This window comes from Paenisporosarcina sp. FSL H8-0542, from assembly GCF_038632915.1.
In the GTDB taxonomy this organism is placed as follows: domain Bacteria; phylum Bacillota; class Bacilli; order Bacillales_A; family Planococcaceae; genus Paenisporosarcina.
In genome coordinates this window covers 102,501-124,713 of the sequence record NZ_CP152050.1, presented here as the reverse complement: position 1 = coordinate 124,713, position 22,213 = coordinate 102,501, and the positions used below count along the sequence as shown (strand labels likewise).

Sequence of the window (22,213 nt, the reverse complement as noted above, 5' to 3'; positions counted from 1 at the left end):
CTCTCCATATTAATTTGGAGAGGGATAACTTTTACACTTTTGTTTTTGATGCGTTGCGTTTTGACATCCATACACCAAACATCATCAACGCGATAATAGCCACAATCGTGATCACCATGCTCCACCAGAAATCGCCTGAGTCTGGTGAACCTGTCAACCACTCCGTTGCATAAATAGACAGCTTCCAAGGTGATATGGTCCAGTAAGCTCCAAGTAAAGAGTCTGCAATTTGAACAAGTAAGACCAGTAATAATGATACACCTGCAGCACCACCTGTAGGTAACCACGCACTCATAGCCAAAACGATTGTCACAACAAATAAAATCCATACACTATAAGTGCCTGCAAAAGCTAAGAAATCAACTGCTTCGATTTTGCCGAATAACAACCCTGTGTAATACCAGCTCGTCAACAATCCTAGCCATACGCTCACTAGCGCAATTAAGCCTACAACTTTCCATTTGCTCAAAAAGTAATTTATATAAGAAATCGGTCGTACGTAAATAAGCGTTCCTGTTCCATTTTTACGCTCGCGAGAAATGGTACCCATGAATGCCAATACTAATACGAGCATGCCGATGAATTGGTATTGCCCCATTGTCGCCATGATGACTTGAGCGGGCGTGAAATCCGGCATTGGGAAGACGGAGCCTTCAGGCATATTCCCTACTGCGTCGAGTATTTGCGGCAAATAATAACTTGTCAGCGGCTCGGACAATCCGAAGAAAATAAAGACTAGAGGTACCCATAAAAATTTATAGTTGCGTGTATTTTCACGCCACTCTTTTTGAAAAAGTACGATTAATTCCCTCATGCCTTCCCCGCCACCTTCATAAAGATTTCTTCTAAGTTCGCTGTTTGTCGCTCCGCTTTCTGGACATCCAGTCCACTTTCCGCCAACGACTTCAACACTTCCGCCATTGTCGGCAATCCTTGAGTAATGTGAATGGTACCGCAAGTGCCTTCCACTTGTACTTTCCATGGAGCACTTTCTGAATAAATGAGGGCATCTTCTGCTCGGCCAAATTCCAAGCGGTATCTTGGTTGATCATATTTTGCACGCACATCGCCAATCGAACCTTGTTCGACCAATTGTCCTTTTCGTAAAAACAACAATTGATCCGTCATTTCTTCCGCATCATTTAAAATGTGTGTCGAGTACAAAATGGTCATGTCTTGTTGCAAGCTTTTTAATAGATTCATAATCTCGCGTCTTCCAACGGGATCCAGCGCAGATACGGGTTCATCCAATAATAAGAGCTTTGGTTTATGAACAATGGCCTGTGCTAATCCAAGACGTTGTTTCATTCCGCCGGAGAAAGTGCCCGTTTTTTTCCGTAGTGCGTCTCCAAGTCCTACGAACTCCAGTGTTTTTTGTGCTTCAAGCTTGGCAGACCGTGAGTCCATCCCACTTAATTTCGCCGCCATTTCAGTAAATTCCAGTGCTGTCAGCCACGAAAAGAATTGTGGATATTGAGGCAGGAAACCAATATGTTTTCTTACGTCCGCATGTTTTTCCCCATTCAGTGAAATGGTACCGGATGTTGGTTGTAATAACCCACCAAGCATGGATAAAGTCGTCGTTTTACCGGCTCCATTTGGTCCGATTAATGCCGTAGATGTGCCTTCTCCCAGCGCAAAAGTCACATCATTTACAGCTCGCTCTGAGCCGTATATTTTCATTAAATGATTAGCTTCTAAGATTGTCGTCATGCTTGTTTTCTCCCTGCAATAAAGTATGTAATAGGTCCAAAAATACTAATGAAAATAATAACCAGTACCCAGACCCATTTAGGTCCGTTTGTTTGATGTATTTTTGCTAAATCGATAAGTGCAACTACCAGTAAAATAAATTGAATGATAAATATCGGTGTGATAATACCCCAAGGCACCCCTTGTAATTCCTCCATTTTCTCCCACTCCTCTTTATTGCAATGTTAAAACGAACACGATACTTCCTATTAGTAATAGTAAGGAAATCCAACTGGTTTTGTGACCGAAATTGATGGTCCAGCCAATCCCAAAACGTTTTTCCACCATTATGCTCGGATCGTTCTTATTCACATAAAACATTCCAAATTTCCAGTATCGATCGTCATCTTGATCGATTACCCCTTCTAGACTTTCATCCGGGTGTGATACGGTTATTCTGGTGCCACTTTGCCCTACTTTAATGGCGTAAAATAGAACGGAACCTAAAATAATGACCAAGAAAGAGATGGTGGAAGCAAGAGTTACTGAAGTTGACATGGTTTCAGGAAAAATAATGGTCAGTTGTAAGTACCCCATCAACAACGTCACCGTGATGGTCACGACAAACAATAACCAACTTGTATATTTACGGAACGCGAGTTGTTGTTCTCGGGAACGTTTTTTATTTCGTACCTGAATCTTTGCACCCGATTGCTTCATAGCCCCATTGAAAAACAGCAACATGCCTTGAAGCACGAGTGTCAGGAATGGCAACGAACTGACTGAAAGCCAACTTTTTTCCGTAAATGCATCCGCTTCCCCATTCGGACCCCAGTGCGTCGGAAGCTGGTCAGGTAACAAATCATATTGGGTTAATCCATAAACACTTAGACCGAATGTCAAAAGCATGGGCAAGATAAAATACATGTTGGGCAACAGCTTCAGTTGCTCACGAAACTGCAGGTCTACCACTTTCCGCTCAACTTGACCCGCTGTCCATTTTTCATCTTTCTTCCAGTTAGCTAATGCAATATGATTTTTTGCATATAGCCCCATCGGCAGAACCAATGCACCTATTTGTGCGGCTAATCCCCAAAATACAATTTGTTGCTCCTGTGGACGGACGATTAACACCCCGCCAATGAATAGGACCAGAACAACCACACCACATAGCAAAACCAATTGTGTGTAGCGATTTTTCATCTTCATAAGACGCGGGTCTTTTAAGTGCGTATCCGGGATATACACGCCAAACGCTTCACTTTCCTTCAGAAACTTCGGTAAAAAGGCTTGAATGGCAATGTTGAACATTAATAGGACGATAAAAATGATTGCTGACATTACTTAACCTCCTTCAAATCCAAAATAATTTCTTTCACCAGTAACTCAATGTCCTCTTGAGACAACTGAAGACAAAGTGCTTCTGCTATGATTGGGCGTAATTCTTTACTCAGTCGTTGGCGATCGGAAGCTGATGCTTTCCGTACACCTTTTTCATGAATGAATACACCTTTCTTCGGTACAATCTGAATAAATTCCTTCTCTTCCAAGTAGTGATAAGCTTTATTTACCGTATGCATGTTCATGCCGAGATCAGCTGCAAATGAGCGTACAGATGGCAAAGAATCTCCAGGTTTCAAAGACCCCTTTGCTACCCCTTCAATAATTTGCTGAGCCAATTGCAAGTAAATCGGTACGGTCGATTCCGGTTCAATCTCAATAAACATATGCGACCTCCCTTTGTTCTATTCTTAGTAGAACAGTCTTGTTATATACAATATAGAACAGAATTTGCTGATTGGCAAGTATTGATATTCACTTTATTTACAATCCTTTTTTCATGCGTTACAATGAAGCCGTTCTTGAATATATAAAACTGCATACGAATTTGCACTAGGGGTGCTATAGTTTGGCTGAGATGAGAGCATTTGCTCCGATCCCTTAACACTCGATCCAGGTAATACTGGCGTGAGGAAGTGCGGTGACCTTTGCCCAACTTTTTTTCTTTTTGCGCAAACCAGCTGCATTCCACGTCGAATGCAGCTTTTTTATGTTCAATAATAGGTGCCTGGCACTAAAAAAGGAGGAAAAAGAGATGTCGAATGAGTTTAGTTGTGGGATTAGTCCAATCGTTGGTTTACGGTTTTCGATTCACCCGATGGCGGACAATTTTATTAAAATTATTAAAGGGGCTTTGCGTGAAGCAGATACCTCAAATGTATGGATGCATACCGACGACGTCAGTACGGTGATGCGTGGGAAGCAAGTGCATGTATTCGATACAGCGAGAGCCATCGTATTGTATGCAGCAAAAACGGGTGCCCATGTCGCCTTTAACGGAACCTTTTCGATTGGCTGCCCAGGTGATTCTGCAGGCGATGTTTATCTGGAAAAAGATGATGTTCTGTTAAACCATCCTCAAATTAGCGAAATCAAACAATATGTATCATCACAATTTGCTCTGTATCCGATGAATAACCCCGATTATATGTCGGTTATTTATCAGGAAGTGGCACGCGCAAAAGAATATGGTGTGTTCAATGATTCCATGCATTATGCAAGTGGACTTCATGGGGATATTCACGATGTGTTTGCATTCCTTGAAGATTCTTTTACACACGCTCGATCGGAACAACATAAACATTTGGTCATGACTGTTAACATGAGCATCAACAGCCCTTCTCACAAAGGAGATGAGTAATATGTTGAAGTCCTGGAAACTGAAAGAAGTTGTGTTGCTATCCGTTTTTGCAGTTGTCTTTGCCGTCGTTTATTTGCTGTTTGTTCAAGTAGGAAACATTTGGGCTGGAGTGATTGGACCTATTGCATACGAGTGGATCTTTGGGATTTGGTTTATTGTGTCGATCATTTGTGCATACATCATCCGCAAACCGGGTGCCGCTCTTTTGTCTGAAACCATGGCAGCGACTATTGAAGTGATGATCGGTAATGCGGTGGGACCACGTTTGATTTTATCTGGACTAGTCCAGGGGCTTGGTGCAGAAGCTGCGTTTGCCGCGACAGGTTACAAACGCTATGACTGGTGGGTGCTTTGTTTAGCGGGGATTGGTTCTGCAGTCTTCAGTTTTGCCTATGGCTTCTTTGTATCTGGTTACGCAGCGCTTGACCCTTCACTGCTTCTCTTGATGTTCACACTTCGAGTGATGAGTGGTGCCATCATCGCTGGTTTAGGAGGAAAGTATGTATCCGATGGTTTACTGGCAACAGGGGCTCTCCGTGGATATTCGATTTCTCGCAATACATCAAAGAAACACAAGCTGAAGGGTGAGTCCATTGGGTAAAGCTTTCACGAATGAATCACCAAGTGGCATCTCACAAGTAGTTGACTTCAGAGGAGTCACGTTTCAATTTCCAGACGATGACTCGCCAGTTTTTACAAACATTTCATTTTCGATAGATGCTGGCGAACGTGTCGTCTTATATGGTCCGAGTGGCTGCGGGAAAAGTAGTTTACTGTATTTAATGAACCGTTTGTACCCTGCCAATTGTGACGGAGAGCTAAGTGGTTCGGTTATCCTCTTTAATAAAGACACCAGTAGTTATGTCGCTGGGGAAATTAATCGGAGAATCGCTACCGTCTTCCAAGATCCGGATACACAATTTTGTATGCCTACAGTTGAACAAGAAATGGCTTTTACGTTAGAAAATCTGCACGTCAATCGGGCAGAAATGGAACAGCGAATCACATCAACACTTACCCTAACCGGTCTTTCTGAAATCCGGCATGCAATGATTCAAACGCTTTCCGGAGGAATGAAACAACGACTTGCAACCGCTTGTGCATTGTTAATAGAACCGCAAGTGCTGTTGCTCGACGAGCCGCTTGCTCATTTAGACCCTCTGACCGCACAACAATATGTGGAGTGGTTGGATGCATTGCAATTATCCAATGGCTTCACGATCGTGGCTGTTGAACACCGTCTCGATTTGTGGGGTTCATTTTTCGACCGTGCCCTTCTCGTCACATCATCCGTGAATTTCCCTGTCGAAAAGCATCCGACGAGATTTCCAATTCGTTTTCCTTCACGTACTTCGACTATTCAAGAAGGTATAACGTTGGAAGCAAGAAATGTCAGTGTGAACATCAATGAAAAACATTTATTACATGACGTTTCCCTCCGTTTGCAAAGAGGTGAAATCGCCGTCCTTGCAGGTCCGAATGGCAGTGGAAAATCCACTTTCCTGAAAACCATATGTGGTATTTTGAAAAAATCGGCAGGGTACATCGAAAGTGGAAACACGTTTCCGGGGTACGTTCCACAATCGCCAGAGCATTTATTTGTTACTCAACAAGTAGGACAGGAGATTTCCTTTTCAAATTACTCTAGCACTGATGAAATTGAGGATATTATGCAACGGTTACGACTAGCTGAAATTCACGATGCCCACCCTTTTGCAATCAGTCATGGACAAAAACGACGTGTGGCAATTGGAGCTCTGCTAGCAGATAAGCGACCGGTTCTATTATTAGATGAACCTACATCTGGACAGGATTCAGATGCTCTTATCGAATTGTTTCACTTACTCGATGCTCGTGCCAAAGAAGGGTTCAGCGTATTGATTGTGACGCATGATATGGCGTTTGCTGAAGCCATCGCAGACACCGTTTTCTTATTAAATAACGGTGAATTAACGGGGCGTTATGAAATTGACCAATTGTGGCAGCAATCCGAATTATTAAAACGTCACCAATTACTTTCACCGATTGGAGTGGGTTCATATGTCTAGTCGTACTTGGTTACATGAAATGAATCCTGCTTTGAAGTTTATGTTAGTTATTATCTCTATGTTGACTTTGGCGTGGTTTTTCAATCCATGGACGCCTTTTCTATTATTTATCGGTGTTATTTTTGTTCAAATATCGTTCAGTCGAGTAAATTGGAAAGTTTGGATTTTATTCATGATTCCAATAGGCTTTACTGCCCTCGGATATTTATGGACGACAGTGCTCTTTGCGGCTGATACAAGTGGTGACGTCATTTGGGCATGGCATGGATTTGAAGTGACGGATAAACAGTGGCATACAGCGTTATCATTGGCGTTTCGTGTTTTCGCTTTATCCTCACTGTCTTTGTTGTTTGCATTAACAACAGATCCAGTTAAATTTGTGATGAGTTTAATGCAACAATTAAGGCTGTCTCCAAAACTTGCATACGGTGTGATGGTTGGATATCAGTTTTTGCCTGTCGTGAAGGATGAGTTCATTCAGATTCGACATGCACATCGATTGCGAGGAATTGGTCAGGAAAAACATGCTTGGCAACGCCTCTTAAGCATGAAAAGGCTATTGATTCCACTGCTTGCGAGCGCTGTTCGTCGAGCGGAACGGACGGCATTCGCCATGGAAGCAAGAGGCTTTACAGGTGAGCGGCGTTCCGTTTATTACGAACCACTCACCATCGCTGGCCGTGATTGGTTACTTGCCATCATTATAATCAGTATATTGATAGGCAGTAGTGTCACTGGCTTCCTTTTGAGCTGAACCAAAAAATCGCCCTTTGACAAACGTTGTCATGGGCGATTTTCTATTATATTTGCAATTCACTGAGTCGCGGCATTGCAGTCAAAGCACCAGCTTTTGTAGCAGCTAGGGCTCCAAGATGATTGGCAAAAGCAGTACATTCAATAAGGGATTCCATCGTTGTCGGCAAACCATTGAGATGGACATAGCGTAATACGCCTGCCATAAAGGCATCTCCAGCTCCGGTCGTATCTACAGGTACCACCGGTTCTACCGGAACATGCTGGAGTTCTCCATTCAAAACGGCATAAGTCCCTTCCGCACCGGCTGTTATTAAAATGATAGGGATATTCAGCTTGGCAATTGCTGAAAGTCCTTCTTCCATGGTAGTCGTTTCAGTTAAGAACGTTAACTCTTCTTCCGTGAACTTCAACAAATCTGCGTCTTTGAAAAATGAAGAGATTGTTTCGCGGCACTCGGTTTCACTATTCCAGCGTAGCGGGCGGATATTGGCATCAAAAGACAATAAAGCTCCGTGCTTTTTCGCGTATTCTACTGCTTTGCGGGATGTCTCCAATGCCTTCGGTTGAAACAATGTACCAGAACATAAATTTAAAACAGATGCTTTTTCAAATGCCTCTTCTTTCAAATCCTCAGCTCCGACTTGAATATGTGGTGCATCGTCAATATATTGATGAAAAATGCGATCATGGTCTTCCGTTAAATGCACATACACTCCACTCACCCGTTTTTCAGGTTCTACTTTGGCAAAGTCCATGATGACTTCTTCAACTTCAAGTTCACCTCGTACAAACTCAGACGTTGCATCATCACCTGTAATGGTAATAAACGCTGAAGGTACGCCAAGCCTAGCAACACCTACTGCTACATTAACGGTAGCCCCTCCCAAAAACATTGAAAATGATGTATTCGTTGAATCGGTTGCAATATAGTCTACAAAAGCATCCCCGTAAGTGAGGACGTGCGATTTATGTGATTGAGTCATCATCCATCCTCCTTCTATTTAGTAGCATTAGATTACCATGAACGGCGTTGTAGAGGGAACATGTACATTTTGGTATAGTTGAAGGAAGGAGTTGAGTTTCATGACCATACATATTCGAAAAGCAAGACCTGAAGATGCTGAAATAGCCGTTCCACTCATCATCGATGCGATTGGCGACATTGCCGAGCAAATGACTGGCGAAAAGGATGCCGAAGCAGTGACAGAACAGTTAATCCACTTATTTCAACAAGAAGACAATCGACATTCCTATTTAAATACGGTAATTGCCGAACAACAAGATGGGATTACTGGAGTGATGGTTCTATATTCAGGAACCGACGCCATTGAAATGGATGCGAATTTAGTAACATGGTTACGCACGAAAACAGGAGAACCAATCGTTATTCCACCAGAGGCACGTAAAGACGAATTTTATATTGATACCGTTTGTGTAAACCCCGATTTCCGTGGGCAGGGCATCGGCAGTATCTTATTGAAGCACGCAGAAGAAGTCGCACGAAAAGAAGGTTTCTCTAAAGCCGCACTTAATGTGGAGTTGGAAAAGGAAGCAGCCATTCGGCTATATGAAAGAATCGGTTATCATATTGCTGAACCGTGGGAAATCTATGGCGGTGCCTTTCATCACATGGTGAAACCTCTTTAGGACAAACCATTCTCTAAAAAAACGCCTAGCCTTTTGTAAGGCTGGGCGTTTTTTTGTTACTGGGCTTTTGAATGAGTGCAATGATTTCATAATAATAAGAAGAAACTCTATTTTTATAGAATATTTTCCTTCCACTTTATCCGATACTTAAACAAAAGCAGTGTAACATACTAAATTCCTAGTTCTGTCACAGCTGTATAAGCTTTTTTTTGCTACAATGACATCAACGAAACGAAATGAGGCGTATGACAAATGAAACGATTTTTAGCAATTGGATCAATACTCACTGTTCTTACTCTTAGTGCTTGTGGAACAAATGACGAACATGAAGGACATAACGCAGCAAAAACAGATGAAGTTCCAGAAATAGTTGAAGTCGATTTAATCGTACCTGAAACAGTTACTGCCGGTGAAAAGGTAGTAATCGCTGCTGCAGTCACACAAGACGGAGAAATTGTGGAAGATGCGAATGAAGTAAAGATCGAGGTCTTGAATTTAACTTCTGGCGAAAAAGAAATGATTGTTGCAACATTAAATGAAGACAAACAGTATGCAATCGACTATACATTTAAGACAAATGGGACGTATGATATTACATCGCATGTAACAGCTCGTGACATGCACATTATGCCTACCAAACAAACAACGGTGACAGGTGGCGAAGAAACGTCAAGCAAAGCGACAGACACTTCGACTGAAGGAAAAGCTCATGGCGACGATAGCCATCATGGCCACGGTGCAACGATTGATTTTGCAGACGGTTCTGCGACTGTTGGTGAAGCGGTAATGTTAATTGCCAATGTTTCTCTATCAGATGCGCCTCTTGAAGGAGCACGCGTACGATATGAAATTTCACGCAGTGATGACGACCACCACACTTGGCTTGAAGCCCCTGAAAAAGGCGCAGGCGTGTACCAGACAGAATTCACCTTTACAGAGTCTGGAACTTACGAAATTCAAGTTCATGTAACTAAAGGCGACGATGTGCACGACCATGTGGTAAAAACGTATACAGTGAAATAAGATAGACGCAATCCTGTAAGTGGGATTGCGTTTTTTTTTATAAAGAGGCTATCTTAAAGAAGTTTATCTGTCTATCATGGCTCTATTTTCTTTTTGAACAATAACTGAGCCAACAAAAAAGAGGAGCGCCAATCTGGCCTCCTCTTTCCTTCTTTCTCTAAGGACTGCATGGAACGCCCTTTTGTGATAGAAGAGCTTGATGTTTTCAGTCTACTATTTCTTAGCTGGTTTAATGGCGAATGTAACCGCTACAAACAACGCAAAGCTTAAGAGTAATGTACTTCCACCCACAATGTAGAAAATCAATGAGAATGTTTCAGGTATTCCAAGAGGTTGCATAAATTGAAGCCACATTCCTACTGTTAATCCGATTGCTCCTAAAATGGCTGACCATGCATGAACGACGACCAATTTCGGATATTTCACTTCAAACAACTTGTAGAATACACCCCAACTAAATACAGATAACCAACCCACCAGCAAAATATGTGCATGAATCGGCTTGAATGCGTACGACCCGGCTCCCGCCATATGCGAGCCGATATAGGCGCCAATAATCCCAAAAATTGCGGCAATCCGGATTAAACGAATACTCCATTTTTCTTGCATATTATTTCTACCTTTCTTCTTTTAAGATGAGTTCATCTTACCACACGAAGATGAACATAACGTGAACTTGGTATTACAGTTTTGGAAGAATGATTTGAATGGTGGTTCCTTTATCAATCTCACTATTGATTGACACTGTTCCTTTGTGACGTTTCACGACCTCACTGACAATTGCCAGTCCAAGCCCTGTTCCTTCCTTAGCTCGAGTCCGGGAGAGATCGGCTCGGTAAAACCGGTCAAAAGCTTTTTCTGCTTGTTCATCGGTCAATCCAATCCCTGAATCTTCTATTGTAATAGCAACTTCCTTCTCCAACTCAAATCCTTTAATGTGAATGAATCCATTTAAACGGTTGTATTTTACTGCATTGGTGATGATGTTTTCCCATACTTGCATCAATAATTCCGGATTTCCGTGTGTAAGCAGGGGTGGCATATCTATCTGAACATCCAGCTCCAACTCTTCAAAACGCCATTCATTTTGACGAATGGACCTTTCAATTTGCTCTTTAATAGAAACCCTCTTATAAGTGGGTTGATACGATTGATGATCTAGTGAAGTCAAATACAACAGCTGCTTTGTTAATGCTGACAATCTCCTACTCTCTAACTCCACGATTTCAGCATATTGAAGTCGTTCATCTTTCGGACAAGATGGATTTGCAAGTAACTGCGCATATCCTTGGATGTTCTGTAAGGGTGACTGGAAATCATGTGAGACATGACTTATAAAATCTTTTCGTACTTGATCATTCTCTTTCAAACGAGTGGCCATGATTTGAAAACTTGCAGCCAGCTGTCCGATTTCATCCCTACTTGAAACAGCAATGGGCTCATCAAAGCGTTCATTCGCTATTTTATTCGTTGCTTCCGTTAATAAGGTGATGGGTTGAATCATCTTTCTCGCGACAATTATCATCGCAAGTAAACTAAACACGGTCATGGATGTAGCCAGTCCACCCAGCAGAAGGTGTACTTCCGTAAATAACATTTTGATATTTGGGCGAATAAACAGCGCATGATTCTCGCCGTCATAAACAAATGGAACGCCGACTGTATTGGTCAATTGATTTGAAAAGAAGCCGGTAACAAACGTTTCTTTCGGAAAATCTCTCATGCCGTGATAAATTTCTCCTTCAAGTACCCCTTCTTTTACTTTTGCAGGCAAAGTTGATTTACGAAATGGACCACCATGAAAATCTGATTCACCCGCTTCATTTACAACGTACAATTGGTATCCGACATCACCAAATACCTCGATTGATTCAGTTAAAGGGACGCTTGGATTGCGTTCAATGAAAGCTGCCATGTCTTGTGCAATCCCAACATTTTTGGCGTCATTTTGTTCTTTTAATTGTTGATGGTAATACGTATTGACCAATAAAAACCCAAGGGTGGCACTTCCAACCATGATGGCGACTGTCACAAGGATAAACTTGCTATACAAAGATCTCATGTTTGAGCCTCCAACTTATAGCCAACTCCACGTACTGTACCAATCTTCACATCTGAGACAAATCCCTCCAAGCGTTGCCTTAATCGTTTTATATGTACACTCAATGTCTGTTCATCACCTTCATAATCGTATCCCCAAACTTGCTCCATCAGTACACTTCGTGTAAATACAGTGCCTGGATTGGATGCGAGCAAAGCAAGCAATTCAAATTCTTTTAAGGGCAGCCACTTTGTTTCAACTCCATTTGAAATATCGAGTCGCTTTCGATTAATCACAAGTGACCCAACCTGCATGCGTATTTCATTTGGTTTGGCGCTCCTTCTTAACACAGCCCCTATGCGGAAAAGGAGTTCCTGCGGTTCAAACGGTTTAACGACGTAGTCATCAGAACCTGCAAGAAATCCTTTTTCTTTATCTTCAAGCAAATTTTTGGCTGTTACCAATATAACGGGAATATCAAATTCATCCCGAATCTTTTTTGTTAACGCGAAACCATCCATGCCGGGCATCATCACGTCAACGACAACCACATGTGGCCACACACGTGGAATTAACGTAAGTGCACTCTCTGCATCCAGTGCTTTTTCCACTTTATATCTCGCTTTGCTTAAATGGATACTCATAAGCGCTAAAATATTTGGATCATCATCTACCAATAATATGGTTCGCATTTACTCAACCCCTTCATCGCTTCCCAATCGAAGCTTTCGTACTTCTGCAATCAGCAGCCCTGACAATAAAATCACGACGGTGGTCAAGTAGAACCAAAGCACCAGCACGATAATCCCTGACAGTTGACCATACAGTCGCTTGTAATTGACATTCGCCACGTAGTCGGCAAAAAGAATCGAAACGACTTGCCAACCAACTGCCGACAATAAAGCACCAGGCCATACATCACGGAAAGTGAGTCTTTTGTTTGGTACGATTTTATAGAAAAGCAGGAAAAACAGGAACAAAAATACAGACCCAAGCCCCCACTTAACTGCGGGCCAAATATAAATCCACCCTTGCCAGTGATCGATTGTACCCGCTTTTGATACCACCCAGTGCAATCCACTTTCAATGAATGGTAAAAACAATGACAACGGTATAAGTGTCATAAACAAAAGGGTTATGCCAAGATCTCGAAGCAGTCCTTTCCAATAAGGAAGTGTACTTTTAATTCCATTCGCTTCATTCAATGCACGGGCAAGCGCCTGCACAGCCATAGATGAAACCCAGAACGCAGCCAGCAAACTGAGGGACAGTACGCGTCCTTTGTCTGCAGCCAGGATATTTGTCACATTGTCTTCTATTAAATTGAACGATTCACCAGGAGCAAACGGTCTCAAGAAATTTAAAATCTGTTGCTCATCTACCGGAAAGAAGCTAATTAATGACAGGATAAATAGTAAGAAAGGAAATACCGATAAAAGCAGATAATAAGCGGTTTGAGCAGCTTCATCGAAAAATCGCTCCGAAAAAAACCGCATAAATATACGTGTAACGAGCTTCATCTATGGTTCCTCCAAGCTTGTTCTACTGTCATTGTGACCGAAACATATGGATTTAAGCAAGAAAAAACCCCATACAAAGTGTAAGGGGATAAAATGTACGTTTTGACGGACCATTTTATATAAATGACCATGACCTTTTAAGTATAATCTTCTACACAACAAAAAAGACCAACAGCTTAATGTCGGTCTTTCAAATTGATAATCATCGATGATCGCAAAATTCACGGGTTCGTCTTTACTTCAATCATAATCGGACTTTTCACGAGTTGGAATGACTCTAAGTCACGCATGACTTGTGACACTTCAGTAGCGGTTATCTTTTCACTCCGCATGTTATGTATCGACTCTTCTTCACGTGTGGAGTGCACAGCAATTTCGTCAATCCATGTATCAGAAATATTTAATTCTCGAAGTGAAGAAGGCAAACCCAGTTTATGATAGAACGGCAGTAATCGCTCCACTTCGCTTTCTTTTTGTTCAAGGAGCAGTTGAACCAAAATGCCGTAAGCTACTTTATTTCCATGAAGCGCCTCGTGTGACTCCGGTGCAATGGTCATTCCGTTATGAATGGAGTGGGCACCTGCAATGCGACCAAATTTGTCACCAAATCCACCAACCATGCCGCCTAGCATAATAATGGATTCAACTACTTTTTTAAATGACTCTGACACTTGGGCTTCTTTCGCGTCAGCAATGGCTTCTTCTGCATGAGCAAACATTTCTTCAGCACACAGCCGAGCGGTATGATGAGCAACTTTCAGCGCAACCGGGGGATGGGTTAATCGCCGAATTTGGACGTCTGCCTCATACCACTTGGCTAGCGTGTCGCCGATGCCTGCAATTAAAAGTGGAGCTGGGGCTTCCACTAAAATGCGCGGCTCGACGAGAAGAATGTCAACACTCATGGGGTACACATCGTAATGTGTCATAACCCCTTCATCCGAATAAATAACGCTTAGTGGTGTCCACGGTGCGCAGTTTGAAGCAAGCGTTGGAATTAACACTGACTTCGTTCTACTTGCGCTAGCAGCCGCTTTCACCACGTCCAATACTTTTCCGCCGCCTACTCCAATAATGGCATCCACACCATCAGTTTGTGCCAACGTAGAGACTCTATTAATTTCAGTGAGTGAACACTCGCCTTTATAGAAGGTATGTGATACCTGAATGCTTTTTAGATTTGGAAAGTAATAGCGCGCTGCATTCCATGATTTCACGCCTGATACAATAAGTACTCGTTGAATGCTTCTTAGCTGTAACTTCTCTTCTAATTCATTCAGTACACCACTTTTATAAACATATTCAGCTGGTGCGCCCCGAACTATGATGTCTTCCACAAAAACCCTTCTCTCTTAACGGTTTTTCATCCACTCTGGTTTGCCGAAGCCTTCGAATTCCGCATCGATGATTTCCTCGAATTCTGGTGCTTCCACGACTTCAATTAAATCTTTCGCTAATTGTGAGTCTTTGTTTGGTGTCGTTACAGTAACTAAGTTGCGGTATCGGTCCGGCATGTTCTCAAGCAAAATCGCGTCCAGCAGGTTCATTTCCGCTGCCAAAGCAAAGTTACCAGGTACAGCTGCTAAGTCCGCACTGTCCACTGCACGTGGAAGTTGGCCAGCTTCAATTGGTTGGAACACCAAGTTCTTCGAATTTGATTTAATGTCCTTCTCAGATGCCTTCAATGGTTCTGCATTAGGGTCTAATTCAATTAATCCATGGTCTTGCAAGATTAATAATGTACGAGCTGCATTCACCGGGTCATTTGGAATGGCAATGGTTGCTCCATCCTTGATCTCTTCAACAGATTTGAACTTGTTGGAGTAAATACCCATTGGTGCTGTCGGCACTGCAATCAAGCCTGTCAATTCCATATCATTTTCTTTTGAGAAGTTTTCCAAGTAAATCGAGTGTTGGAAAAGATTTGCGTCAATATCTCCATTGTCCAACGCAATATTCGGTTGAATATAGTCACTGAATTCAACGATTTTCACTTTGTATCCTTTATCCTCAAGAGCAGGTTTGATTGCCTTATTGAGCATGTCGCTATATGGACCTGCTGATCCGCCTAATGTCACTGATTTGTCATTGTCCGCATTACCTTTTGACTCTTTGTCGCTTCCTCCACATGCAGCAAGTGCTGCTGTCATTAAGACTAGAATGAACATTAATAACACTTTTTTCATCTCTGTTTCTCTCCCTTTTTATCGTTTATCTATTGCTTTTGACGTCCAGTCACCCAGCTGCTGAATGACTTGAACAAGAACAATTAAAATGACAACTGTCACCATCATGATTGTTTCATCGTAACGGTAATATCCGAAGCGAATGGCTAAGTCTCCAATACCGCCGCCTCCAACCACACCCGCCATGGCGGAGTATGCTACTAAACTAATGATTGTCATCGTAATGCCCTGCACGATGCTGGTTTTTGCTTCAGGCAATAATACATCCCTGATGATCATCCAAGGTGTCGCGCCAACTGCAATGGCTGCTTCGATCACCCCTTTATCAATTTCACGAAGAGACGTTTCCACAATTCTAGCGAAGAAAGGAATTGCAGCAACTGACAATGATACACTTGCAGCTGCTGGGCCAATCGTTGAGTCTACCAGTAATTTGGTTAAAGGGATAAGAGCTACCAACAAAATGATAAATGGAATGGAACGCACCATATTGACGATAAAACCGAGTGTTCCTTTAACAAATCGATTTTCTAAAAATAAACCTCGGTCTGTAACAAAAAGCACAATCCCCAACGGTAAGCCAATAATGATTGCGACTGTTAATGAAACCCCAATCATATACATCGATTGCCCGAATGCGTTCAGGATGTCTGGCCACATTTCAATTACATGCGTTATATCAATTCCCATTACGTACCACCTCCACTTGCGCCCCTCGTCCTTCCATATACGTGATAGCTCTTGTTATATTTTCTGGTTGTCCTTGAATTTCCATCAAAAACAAGCCGAGTGGTATTTCCTGAATGTATTCAATCGCGCCATGCAAGAAATTACCTCGTACATCAAAATTCTGAATCATATCCGAGATGACACCTTCTCCCGCCACATTGCCTTTAAATAGCACTTTCACAATACGTCCAGTGACTTGATCCAAAATGGATTGAGGTACTTCGAATGATACGACGCTACTGATGAACTCTTTCGTCAATTCTGCTTTCGGATTGGAGAAAATATCGTAAACCGTTCCCTCTTCAACCACCCGTCCATCTTGCATGACGGCCATGCGATCACATATTTCTTTTACCACATTCATTTCGTGTGTGATCAACACAATGGTGATGTTCAATTCGCGATTGATTTTTTTGAGCAAGCGCAGAATAGATAAGGTCGTATTCGGATCAAGCGCTGAAGTTGCTTCGTCACACAGCAGGACGGAAGGATTGTTTGCCAGTGCACGAGCAATTCCGACACGCTGCTTCTGTCCACCGCTTAATTGGGCCGGATAAACATCTTTCTTATCTGTCAAACCAACCATTTCTAGCAACTCCAAAACGCGGGTCTCCATTTTTTCACTTTGTGTATTAGCTGCCTTTAATGCGAAGGAAATATTCTGAGCAACTGTTTTTTGACTGATCAAGTAAAAGTGTTGAAAGATCATGCCGATTTTCAAGCGGGCTTTACGTAATTTTTCTCCTTTTAATTTTGTGAGGTCCAGTCCATTCACTTCAATTTGTCCGCTTGTTGGTCGTTCCAGCAGATTGATGCACCGTAATAATGAGCTTTTGCCTGCACCTGAGTATCCGACAATACCGAACACTTCCCCTTCATTGACGGTGAGATTTACGCGATCAACACCTATAACCGTTCCTTTTTTCGTTATGTACTCTTTAGATAAATCATTAATTTTTATCATCACAAGCTCCTTTTTGCCAAATAAAAAATGCCCCTTTCATCATGAAAGAGGCACCGAAAAATGGATTTTGGGTTATCTTTCAGAATGAAATCATTCTGTAGGAATTGGCACCTTCCCAGCTCGTGCTGGGGGTTGCCGGACGTCATAGGGCCTATCCCTCGGTCTCTCTTGATAAATTTCCATATGTAGTTGTTTGGTTGTTTTGTTGCTGAAGTAAATCTTACGATGTTTTTATACACGTGTCAAACACTTTTTGAAAATTATTTTCATTTTTCAAACAAAGGTTTATATAGCAAAGGTCTGCGATCCTCGTATACCGGTATGCGAGTACGTACCTCTTCAACTTCTGAAAAATCAACATCAATGATTGCGTAATCTTCATCATCAGCTCCAGTCCATAACACTTTCCCCCAAGGTGCAATGATCATGGATTGGCCATTGAACTGATTGTTCGGATCGTTCCCAGTTCGATTGACCGCGATGACAAAACATTGATTTTCGATTGCACGGGCTTGAAGCAAGATTCTCCAATGATCGATACGAGTTTCAGGCCATTGTGCTGGTAAGAAGAGCACTTTCGCTCCGGCTAATGCATGTGCCCTTAACCACTCAGGAAACCTTAGGTCATAACATATGACCCCTCCTGCTTGAATAGAACCTAATGAAAATACATTTGATTGATTTCCTGCTTTTAAGTATAGATGTTCATCCATGAGACGGAACAAATGCGCTTTATCATATTCGGAGACCAACTGCCCCTCATTCGAATAAATGTACATCGTGTTGTAGAAGCTGTCTCCTTTTTTCGTAGAAACCGACCCTCCTACGATATGGACATGATATGTACGGGCCAGCTCGGAAAGAAATTCTTTTGTTCGTTGCCCTTCGACGTCTGCAAGATGTTCTAACTCCGTTAATGCATAGGCAGTATTCCACATTTCAGGTAATACAACGAGCTCTGCACCCTCACTTGCGACCTTTTTTATGTACTTTTGAACGTTGGAAAAATTTTTTTCAGGCTCGGCAAACGCTACGTCGAGCTGAATGCATGCGATTTTCATGGGTACACCCCCTGTAGACAAGATACACAAAAGATTATAAGATTTGGCTGATGATTGCAACTATTTCAGAAAATGAGGAAAAACCATGGAACTTTCTAAGAAGCTTCAACAATTACCACCACAATTCTTTGCTTCACTTGTTCAAAAAGTAGGAGCTGCAGTGGCACAAGGTCGCGATGTGATCAATTTAGGTCAAGGAAATCCTGACCAACCAACACCTCCACACATCGTAAAAGCCTTGCAAGAAGCTGCAGAAGATCCCCTTACACATAAATATTCGCCATTTCGTGGAATTGGCGAATTGAAGGAAGCTGCAGCAGACTTTTATAAAAGAGAATACAATGTTGAGATTGACCCAACTACAGAAGTTGCGGTTTTATTCGGAACGAAAATTGGACTTGTGGAGTTGCCGATTGCTGTACTGAATCCTGGAGATTTGATGTTACTGCCTGACCCAGGTTATCCGGATTATTTATCTGGAGTCGTCATGGCTGACGTTCAATATGAAACACTGCCACTAGTCGCCGAAAACAACTTTTTACCTGATTACAATATACTTTCTCAAGACACGAAAGAACGCGCAAAACTCATGTATCTTAACTATCCAAATAATCCAACTGGAGCAACGGCAGATCTTGAATTCTTCAACCAAACCGTCGAGTTCGCAAAAGAAAATGGAATTGCTGTATCACACGATTTCGCCTATGGAGCCATTGGATTTGACGGCGATAAACCGGTAAGTTTCCTACAAGCTGAAGGAGCTAAGGAAATAGGAATTGAGATGTATACGTTATCTAAAACCTACAATATGGCAGGATGGCGTGTCGGTTTTGCAGTTGGTAACAAAGAGATGATTGAAGCCCTGAACCTGATTCAAGACCATTTATTCGTCAGCCTTTTCCCTGCAATACAGCATGCTGCAGTCGCTGCTTTGAATGAAAATCAATTATGCGTTTCCTCATTGGTCGAGCGCTACGAAAACCGTCGCAATACCTTTATCAACGCATGTAAACGGATTGGTTGGGAAGTAGAAGCCCCTACAGGCTCATTCTTTGCTTGGTTACCCGTTCCAAAAGGATATACCAGCCAGGAATTCGCAGATAAACTCTTGAATGAAGCAGACGTAGCCGTAGCCCCAGGAAATGGCTTCGGTGAATTTGGAGAAGGCTATATTCGGGTTGGGTTATTAGTTGATGAGCCACGATTGGAAGAAGCAGTAGATAGGATTGGTAAGCTGGCTATCTTTTGAGAAAGTGGTGACAATGAATGAGTGAGTCTATTAATTTCAAGAGCTTGACCCCTTTAAGCCCAGCGAAAGATATCGAAACCGCCATAACTTTCTATGAACAAAAGCTGGGTTTCACTCCAAACGGCTATGGCGGTGTCTACCGTGGAAATATTGAAATTCTTTTTTACCAAACGGATGATACTCATTTAGGCGAATGGACGAGCTTCCGCATCCAGGTCGATGCAATTGAATCTCTGTATCGTGAATATGAAAAACAACAGGTGATTCATCAGAATGGATCTTTAGAAGCCAAGCCTTGGGGGACTAAGGAGTTCTCCATTATTGATCCAGATGGTGTGTGCATTACTTTTTTTGAACGCTCTTAAAACATTTGGAAAGAACAGACGAAATTAATTACTATCGTGAACACCTTTCATTTGATGATGGGTGTTTTCGTTGTTCTTTTGCAAAGTGTTTAATTTAAGCATTTGGAAATTCTTCGCTCCGAGTCTCATCCCTTTGTTTCCTCGAACTCTTTGTTCCTCCTCTTTCTCGCACACCTTCGTACTAAGCTTAAAAAACAACACAAAAAAACCGATACCTCGGAAGGTATCGGTTTCTTATTTTGCCTAGCGACGTCCTACTCTCACAGGGGGAAACCCCCAACTACCATCGGCGCTAAAGAGCTTAACTTCCGTGTTCGGTATGGGAACGGGTGTGACCTCTTTGCCATTATCACTAGACTATTTGAGTGTTTGTTCACTCAAAACTGGATAAACGGGCCATTGAAAACCATTCAAGTTCATTTTGGTTAAGTCCTCGATCGATTAGTATTCGTCAGCTGCACACGTCACCGCGCTTCCACCTCGAACCTATCTACCTCATCGTCTTTGAGGGATCTTACTTACTTGCGTAATGGGAAATCTCATCTTGAGGGGGGCTTCATGCTTAGATGCTTTCAGCACTTATCCCGGCCACACATAGCTACCCAGCGATGCTCTTGGCAGAACAACTGGTACACCAGCGGTGTGTCCATCCCGGTCCTCTCGTACTAAGGACAGCTCCTCTCAAATTTCCTACGCCCACGACGGATAGGGACCGAACTGTCTCACGACGTTCTGAACCCAGCTCGCGTACCGCTTTAATGGGCGAACAGCCCAACCCTTGGGACCGACTACAGCCCCAGGATGCGATGAGCCGACATCGAGGTGCCAAACCTCCCCGTCGATGTGGACTCTTGGGGGAGATAAGCCTGTTATCCCCGGGGTAGCTTTTATCCGTTGAGCGATGGCCCTTCCATGCGGAACCACCGGATCACTAAGCCCGTCTTTCGACCCTGCTCGACTTGTAGGTCTCGCAGTCAAGCTCCCTTCTGCCTTTACACTCTACGAATGATTTCCAACCATTCTGAGGGAACCTTTGGGCGCCTCCGTTACACTTTAGGAGGCGACCGCCCCAGTCAAACTGCCCGCCTGACACTGTCTCCTGCCCCGCTAAGGGGCAAGGGTTAGAAGTTCAATACAACCAGGGTAGTATCCCACCGACGCCTCCTCCGAAGCTGGCGCTCCGGAATCTCAGGCTCCTACCTATCCTGTACAAGTTGTACCAAAATTCAATATCAGGCTACAGTAAAGCTCCACGGGGTCTTTCCGTCCTGTCGCGGGTAACCTGCATCTTCACAGGTACTATAATTTCACCGAGTCTCTCGTTGAGACAGTGCCCAGATCGTTACGCCTTTCGTGCGGGTCGGAACTTACCCGACAAGGAATTTCGCTACCTTAGGACCGTTATAGTTACGGCCGCCGTTTACTGGGGCTTCAATTCGCACCTTCGCTTGCGCTAAGCACTCCTCTTAACCTTCCAGCACCGGGCAGGCGTCAGCCCCTATACGTCACCTTACGGTTTTGCAGAGACCTGTGTTTTTGCTAAACAGTCGCCTGGGCCTATTCACTGCGGCTCTCTCGGGCTTTAACACCCTAATAGAGCACCCCTTCTCCCGAAGTTACGGGGTCATTTTGCCGAGTTCCTTAACGAGAGTTCTCTCGCTCACCTTAGGATTCTCTCCTCGACTACCTGTGTCGGTTTGCGGTACGGGCACCTTCCACCTCGTTAGAGGCTTTTCTTGGCAGTGTGAAATCAGGAACTCAGACCTAATGGTCCTTGTCATCACAGCTCAACGTTATAGGAACGGGATTTGCCTCATTCCACGCCTTACTGCTTGAACGTACATAACCAACAGTACGCTTACCCTATCCTTCTGCGTCCCCCCATTACTCAAACGGTGGAGTGGTGGTACAGGAATATCAACCTGTTGTCCATCGCCTACGCCTATCGGCCTCGGCTTAGGTCCCGACTAACCCTGAGCGGACGAGCCTTCCTCAGGAAACCTTAGTCATTCGGTGGACGGGATTCTCACCCGTCTTTCGCTACTCATACCGGCATTCTCACTTCTAAGCGCTCCACCAGTCCTTCCGGTCTAGCTTCAACGCCCTTAGAACGCTCTCCTACCACGGATTCCATACGGAATCCATCCACAGCTTCGGTGAATTGTTTAGCCCCGATACATTTTCGGCGCAGCGTCACTCGACCAGTGAGCTATTACGCACTCTTTAAATGA

General features: G+C 43.1%; 23 protein-coding genes, 2 rRNA genes and 2 riboswitches (1 of these 27 running past the window's edge). Of the genes, 8 read left to right on the top strand and 17 right to left on the bottom strand.

Annotated features, from left to right (window positions below; all coding sequences use genetic code 11):
* Positions 1-31: 31 nt before the first annotated feature.
* From MHH33_RS00645 to MHH33_RS00625, 5 genes are read right to left on the bottom strand one after another with little or no spacing between them, the layout of a single operon-like run.
* Positions 32-814 (bottom strand): ABC transporter permease subunit, encoded by a 783-nt coding sequence (locus MHH33_RS00645; RefSeq protein WP_016429792.1) that lies wholly within the window; start codon positions 812-814, stop codon positions 32-34.
* Positions 811-1,713 (bottom strand): ABC transporter ATP-binding protein, encoded by a 903-nt coding sequence (locus MHH33_RS00640; protein ID WP_016429791.1) that lies wholly within the window; start codon positions 1,711-1,713, stop codon positions 811-813. Before MHH33_RS00640 ends, MHH33_RS00645 begins: the two co-directional genes overlap by 4 nt.
* The gene (locus MHH33_RS00635; protein WP_016429790.1) at positions 1,710-1,910 is read right to left on the bottom strand and encodes a PLD nuclease N-terminal domain-containing protein; all 201 of its coding nucleotides are present in this window, start codon (positions 1,908-1,910) and stop codon (positions 1,710-1,712) included. The genes MHH33_RS00640 and MHH33_RS00635 overlap by 4 nt, the downstream gene beginning before the upstream one ends.
* Before the next feature lie 16 nt (positions 1,911-1,926).
* Positions 1,927-3,033, bottom strand: a complete 1,107-nt coding sequence (locus MHH33_RS00630) for a DUF5808 domain-containing protein (RefSeq protein ID WP_342542645.1) — start codon at positions 3,031-3,033, stop codon at positions 1,927-1,929.
* Complete coding sequence (locus tag MHH33_RS00625; protein WP_342542644.1) at positions 3,033-3,419, bottom strand: GntR family transcriptional regulator; 387 nt, start codon at positions 3,417-3,419, stop codon at positions 3,033-3,035. Before MHH33_RS00625 ends, MHH33_RS00630 begins: the two co-directional genes overlap by 1 nt.
* Before the next feature lie 158 nt (positions 3,420-3,577).
* Positions 3,578-3,684: riboswitch (TPP riboswitch) on the top strand.
* Positions 3,685-3,787: 103 nt separating this feature from the next.
* Between MHH33_RS00625 and MHH33_RS00620 the strand changes: the two genes are divergently transcribed.
* The 4 genes from MHH33_RS00620 to MHH33_RS00605 are packed head-to-tail and all read left to right on the top strand — an operon-like array spanning position 3,788 to position 7,195.
* The gene (locus tag MHH33_RS00620; RefSeq protein ID WP_342542643.1) at positions 3,788-4,393 is read left to right on the top strand and encodes a YkoF family thiamine/hydroxymethylpyrimidine-binding protein; all 606 of its coding nucleotides are present in this window, start codon (positions 3,788-3,790) and stop codon (positions 4,391-4,393) included.
* A gap of 1 nt (position 4,394) precedes the next feature.
* Positions 4,395-4,994 carry an ECF transporter S component gene (locus MHH33_RS00615; protein ID WP_016429786.1) on the top strand — a complete coding sequence of 200 codons (600 nt, stop codon included), beginning with the start codon at positions 4,395-4,397 and terminating at the stop codon, positions 4,992-4,994.
* Complete coding sequence (locus tag MHH33_RS00610; protein WP_342542642.1) at positions 4,987-6,441, top strand: ATP-binding cassette domain-containing protein; 1,455 nt, start codon at positions 4,987-4,989, stop codon at positions 6,439-6,441. Before MHH33_RS00615 ends, MHH33_RS00610 begins: the two co-directional genes overlap by 8 nt.
* Complete coding sequence (locus MHH33_RS00605; protein ID WP_342542641.1) at positions 6,434-7,195, top strand: energy-coupling factor transporter transmembrane component T; 762 nt, start codon at positions 6,434-6,436, stop codon at positions 7,193-7,195. Before MHH33_RS00610 ends, MHH33_RS00605 begins: the two co-directional genes overlap by 8 nt.
* Positions 7,196-7,241: 46 nt before the next feature.
* Here the strand turns inward: MHH33_RS00605 and MHH33_RS00600 are convergent, their stop codons facing one another.
* The gene (locus tag MHH33_RS00600; protein WP_342543707.1) at positions 7,242-8,180 is read right to left on the bottom strand and encodes a PfkB family carbohydrate kinase; all 939 of its coding nucleotides are present in this window, start codon (positions 8,178-8,180) and stop codon (positions 7,242-7,244) included.
* A gap of 100 nt (positions 8,181-8,280) precedes the next feature.
* Between MHH33_RS00600 and MHH33_RS00595 the strand changes: the two genes are divergently transcribed.
* Complete coding sequence (locus MHH33_RS00595) at positions 8,281-8,844, top strand: GNAT family N-acetyltransferase (RefSeq protein WP_342542640.1); 564 nt, start codon at positions 8,281-8,283, stop codon at positions 8,842-8,844.
* A gap of 252 nt (positions 8,845-9,096) precedes the next feature.
* The gene (locus MHH33_RS00590) at positions 9,097-9,867 is read left to right on the top strand and encodes a FixH family protein (protein WP_342542639.1); all 771 of its coding nucleotides are present in this window, start codon (positions 9,097-9,099) and stop codon (positions 9,865-9,867) included.
* A 213-nt stretch (positions 9,868-10,080) separates the two neighbouring features.
* Here MHH33_RS00590 and MHH33_RS00585 read toward each other — a convergent pair whose 3' ends face one another.
* The 9 genes from MHH33_RS00585 to MHH33_RS00545 all read right to left on the bottom strand — a co-directional run bounded on the left by MHH33_RS00585 (position 10,081) and on the right by MHH33_RS00545 (position 18,368).
* A complete protein-coding gene (locus MHH33_RS00585) occupies positions 10,081-10,476 on the bottom strand; it encodes a hypothetical protein (protein WP_342542638.1) in 396 nt (131 codons plus the stop codon).
* A gap of 73 nt (positions 10,477-10,549) precedes the next feature.
* On the bottom strand, positions 10,550-11,929 hold the full coding sequence (locus tag MHH33_RS00580; protein ID WP_016429779.1) for a HAMP domain-containing sensor histidine kinase: 1,380 nt from the start codon (positions 11,927-11,929) through the stop codon (positions 10,550-10,552).
* Positions 11,926-12,600, bottom strand: a complete 675-nt coding sequence (locus tag MHH33_RS00575; RefSeq protein ID WP_016429778.1) for a response regulator transcription factor — start codon at positions 12,598-12,600, stop codon at positions 11,926-11,928. The genes MHH33_RS00580 and MHH33_RS00575 overlap by 4 nt, the downstream gene beginning before the upstream one ends.
* Positions 12,601-13,428, bottom strand: coding sequence for a YihY/virulence factor BrkB family protein (locus MHH33_RS00570; RefSeq protein WP_016429777.1), 828 nt, complete (start codon positions 13,426-13,428; stop codon positions 12,601-12,603).
* Between the two features lie 221 nt (positions 13,429-13,649).
* Entirely contained in the window at positions 13,650-14,765 is a 1,116-nt protein-coding gene (locus tag MHH33_RS00565; RefSeq protein ID WP_342542637.1) for an iron-containing alcohol dehydrogenase family protein, read from the bottom strand.
* Between the two features lie 15 nt (positions 14,766-14,780).
* A complete protein-coding gene (locus MHH33_RS00560; RefSeq protein ID WP_342542636.1) occupies positions 14,781-15,614 on the bottom strand; it encodes a MetQ/NlpA family ABC transporter substrate-binding protein in 834 nt (277 codons plus the stop codon).
* Positions 15,615-15,632: 18 nt separating this feature from the next.
* Positions 15,633-16,304, bottom strand: coding sequence for a methionine ABC transporter permease (locus MHH33_RS00555; RefSeq protein WP_342542635.1), 672 nt, complete (start codon positions 16,302-16,304; stop codon positions 15,633-15,635).
* Positions 16,294-17,307: a methionine ABC transporter ATP-binding protein gene (locus MHH33_RS00550; RefSeq protein WP_342542634.1), complete on the bottom strand. Its 1,014-nt coding sequence runs from the start codon at positions 17,305-17,307 to the stop codon at positions 16,294-16,296. The genes MHH33_RS00555 and MHH33_RS00550 overlap by 11 nt, the downstream gene beginning before the upstream one ends.
* 69 nt (positions 17,308-17,376) lie before the next feature.
* A riboswitch (SAM riboswitch) is annotated at positions 17,377-17,485 on the bottom strand.
* Positions 17,486-17,573: 88 nt separating this feature from the next.
* Positions 17,574-18,368, bottom strand: coding sequence for a carbon-nitrogen family hydrolase (locus MHH33_RS00545; protein ID WP_342542633.1), 795 nt, complete (start codon positions 18,366-18,368; stop codon positions 17,574-17,576).
* An 85-nt stretch (positions 18,369-18,453) separates the two neighbouring features.
* Here MHH33_RS00545 and MHH33_RS00540 point away from each other — a divergent pair, with 85 nt between their 5' ends.
* The gene (locus MHH33_RS00540) at positions 18,454-19,617 is read left to right on the top strand and encodes a pyridoxal phosphate-dependent aminotransferase (protein ID WP_342542632.1); all 1,164 of its coding nucleotides are present in this window, start codon (positions 18,454-18,456) and stop codon (positions 19,615-19,617) included.
* Positions 19,618-19,634: 17 nt separating this feature from the next.
* Entirely contained in the window at positions 19,635-19,982 is a 348-nt protein-coding gene (locus MHH33_RS00535; RefSeq protein ID WP_342542631.1) for a VOC family protein, read from the top strand.
* A gap of 241 nt (positions 19,983-20,223) precedes the next feature.
* On the opposite strand, the gene rrf is transcribed toward MHH33_RS00535, so the two are convergent.
* Positions 20,224-20,339, bottom strand: a 5S ribosomal RNA gene (gene rrf / locus MHH33_RS00530).
* A 64-nt stretch (positions 20,340-20,403) separates the two neighbouring features.
* Positions 20,404-22,213 (bottom strand): 23S ribosomal RNA (locus MHH33_RS00525); it runs 1,122 nt beyond the window's last position.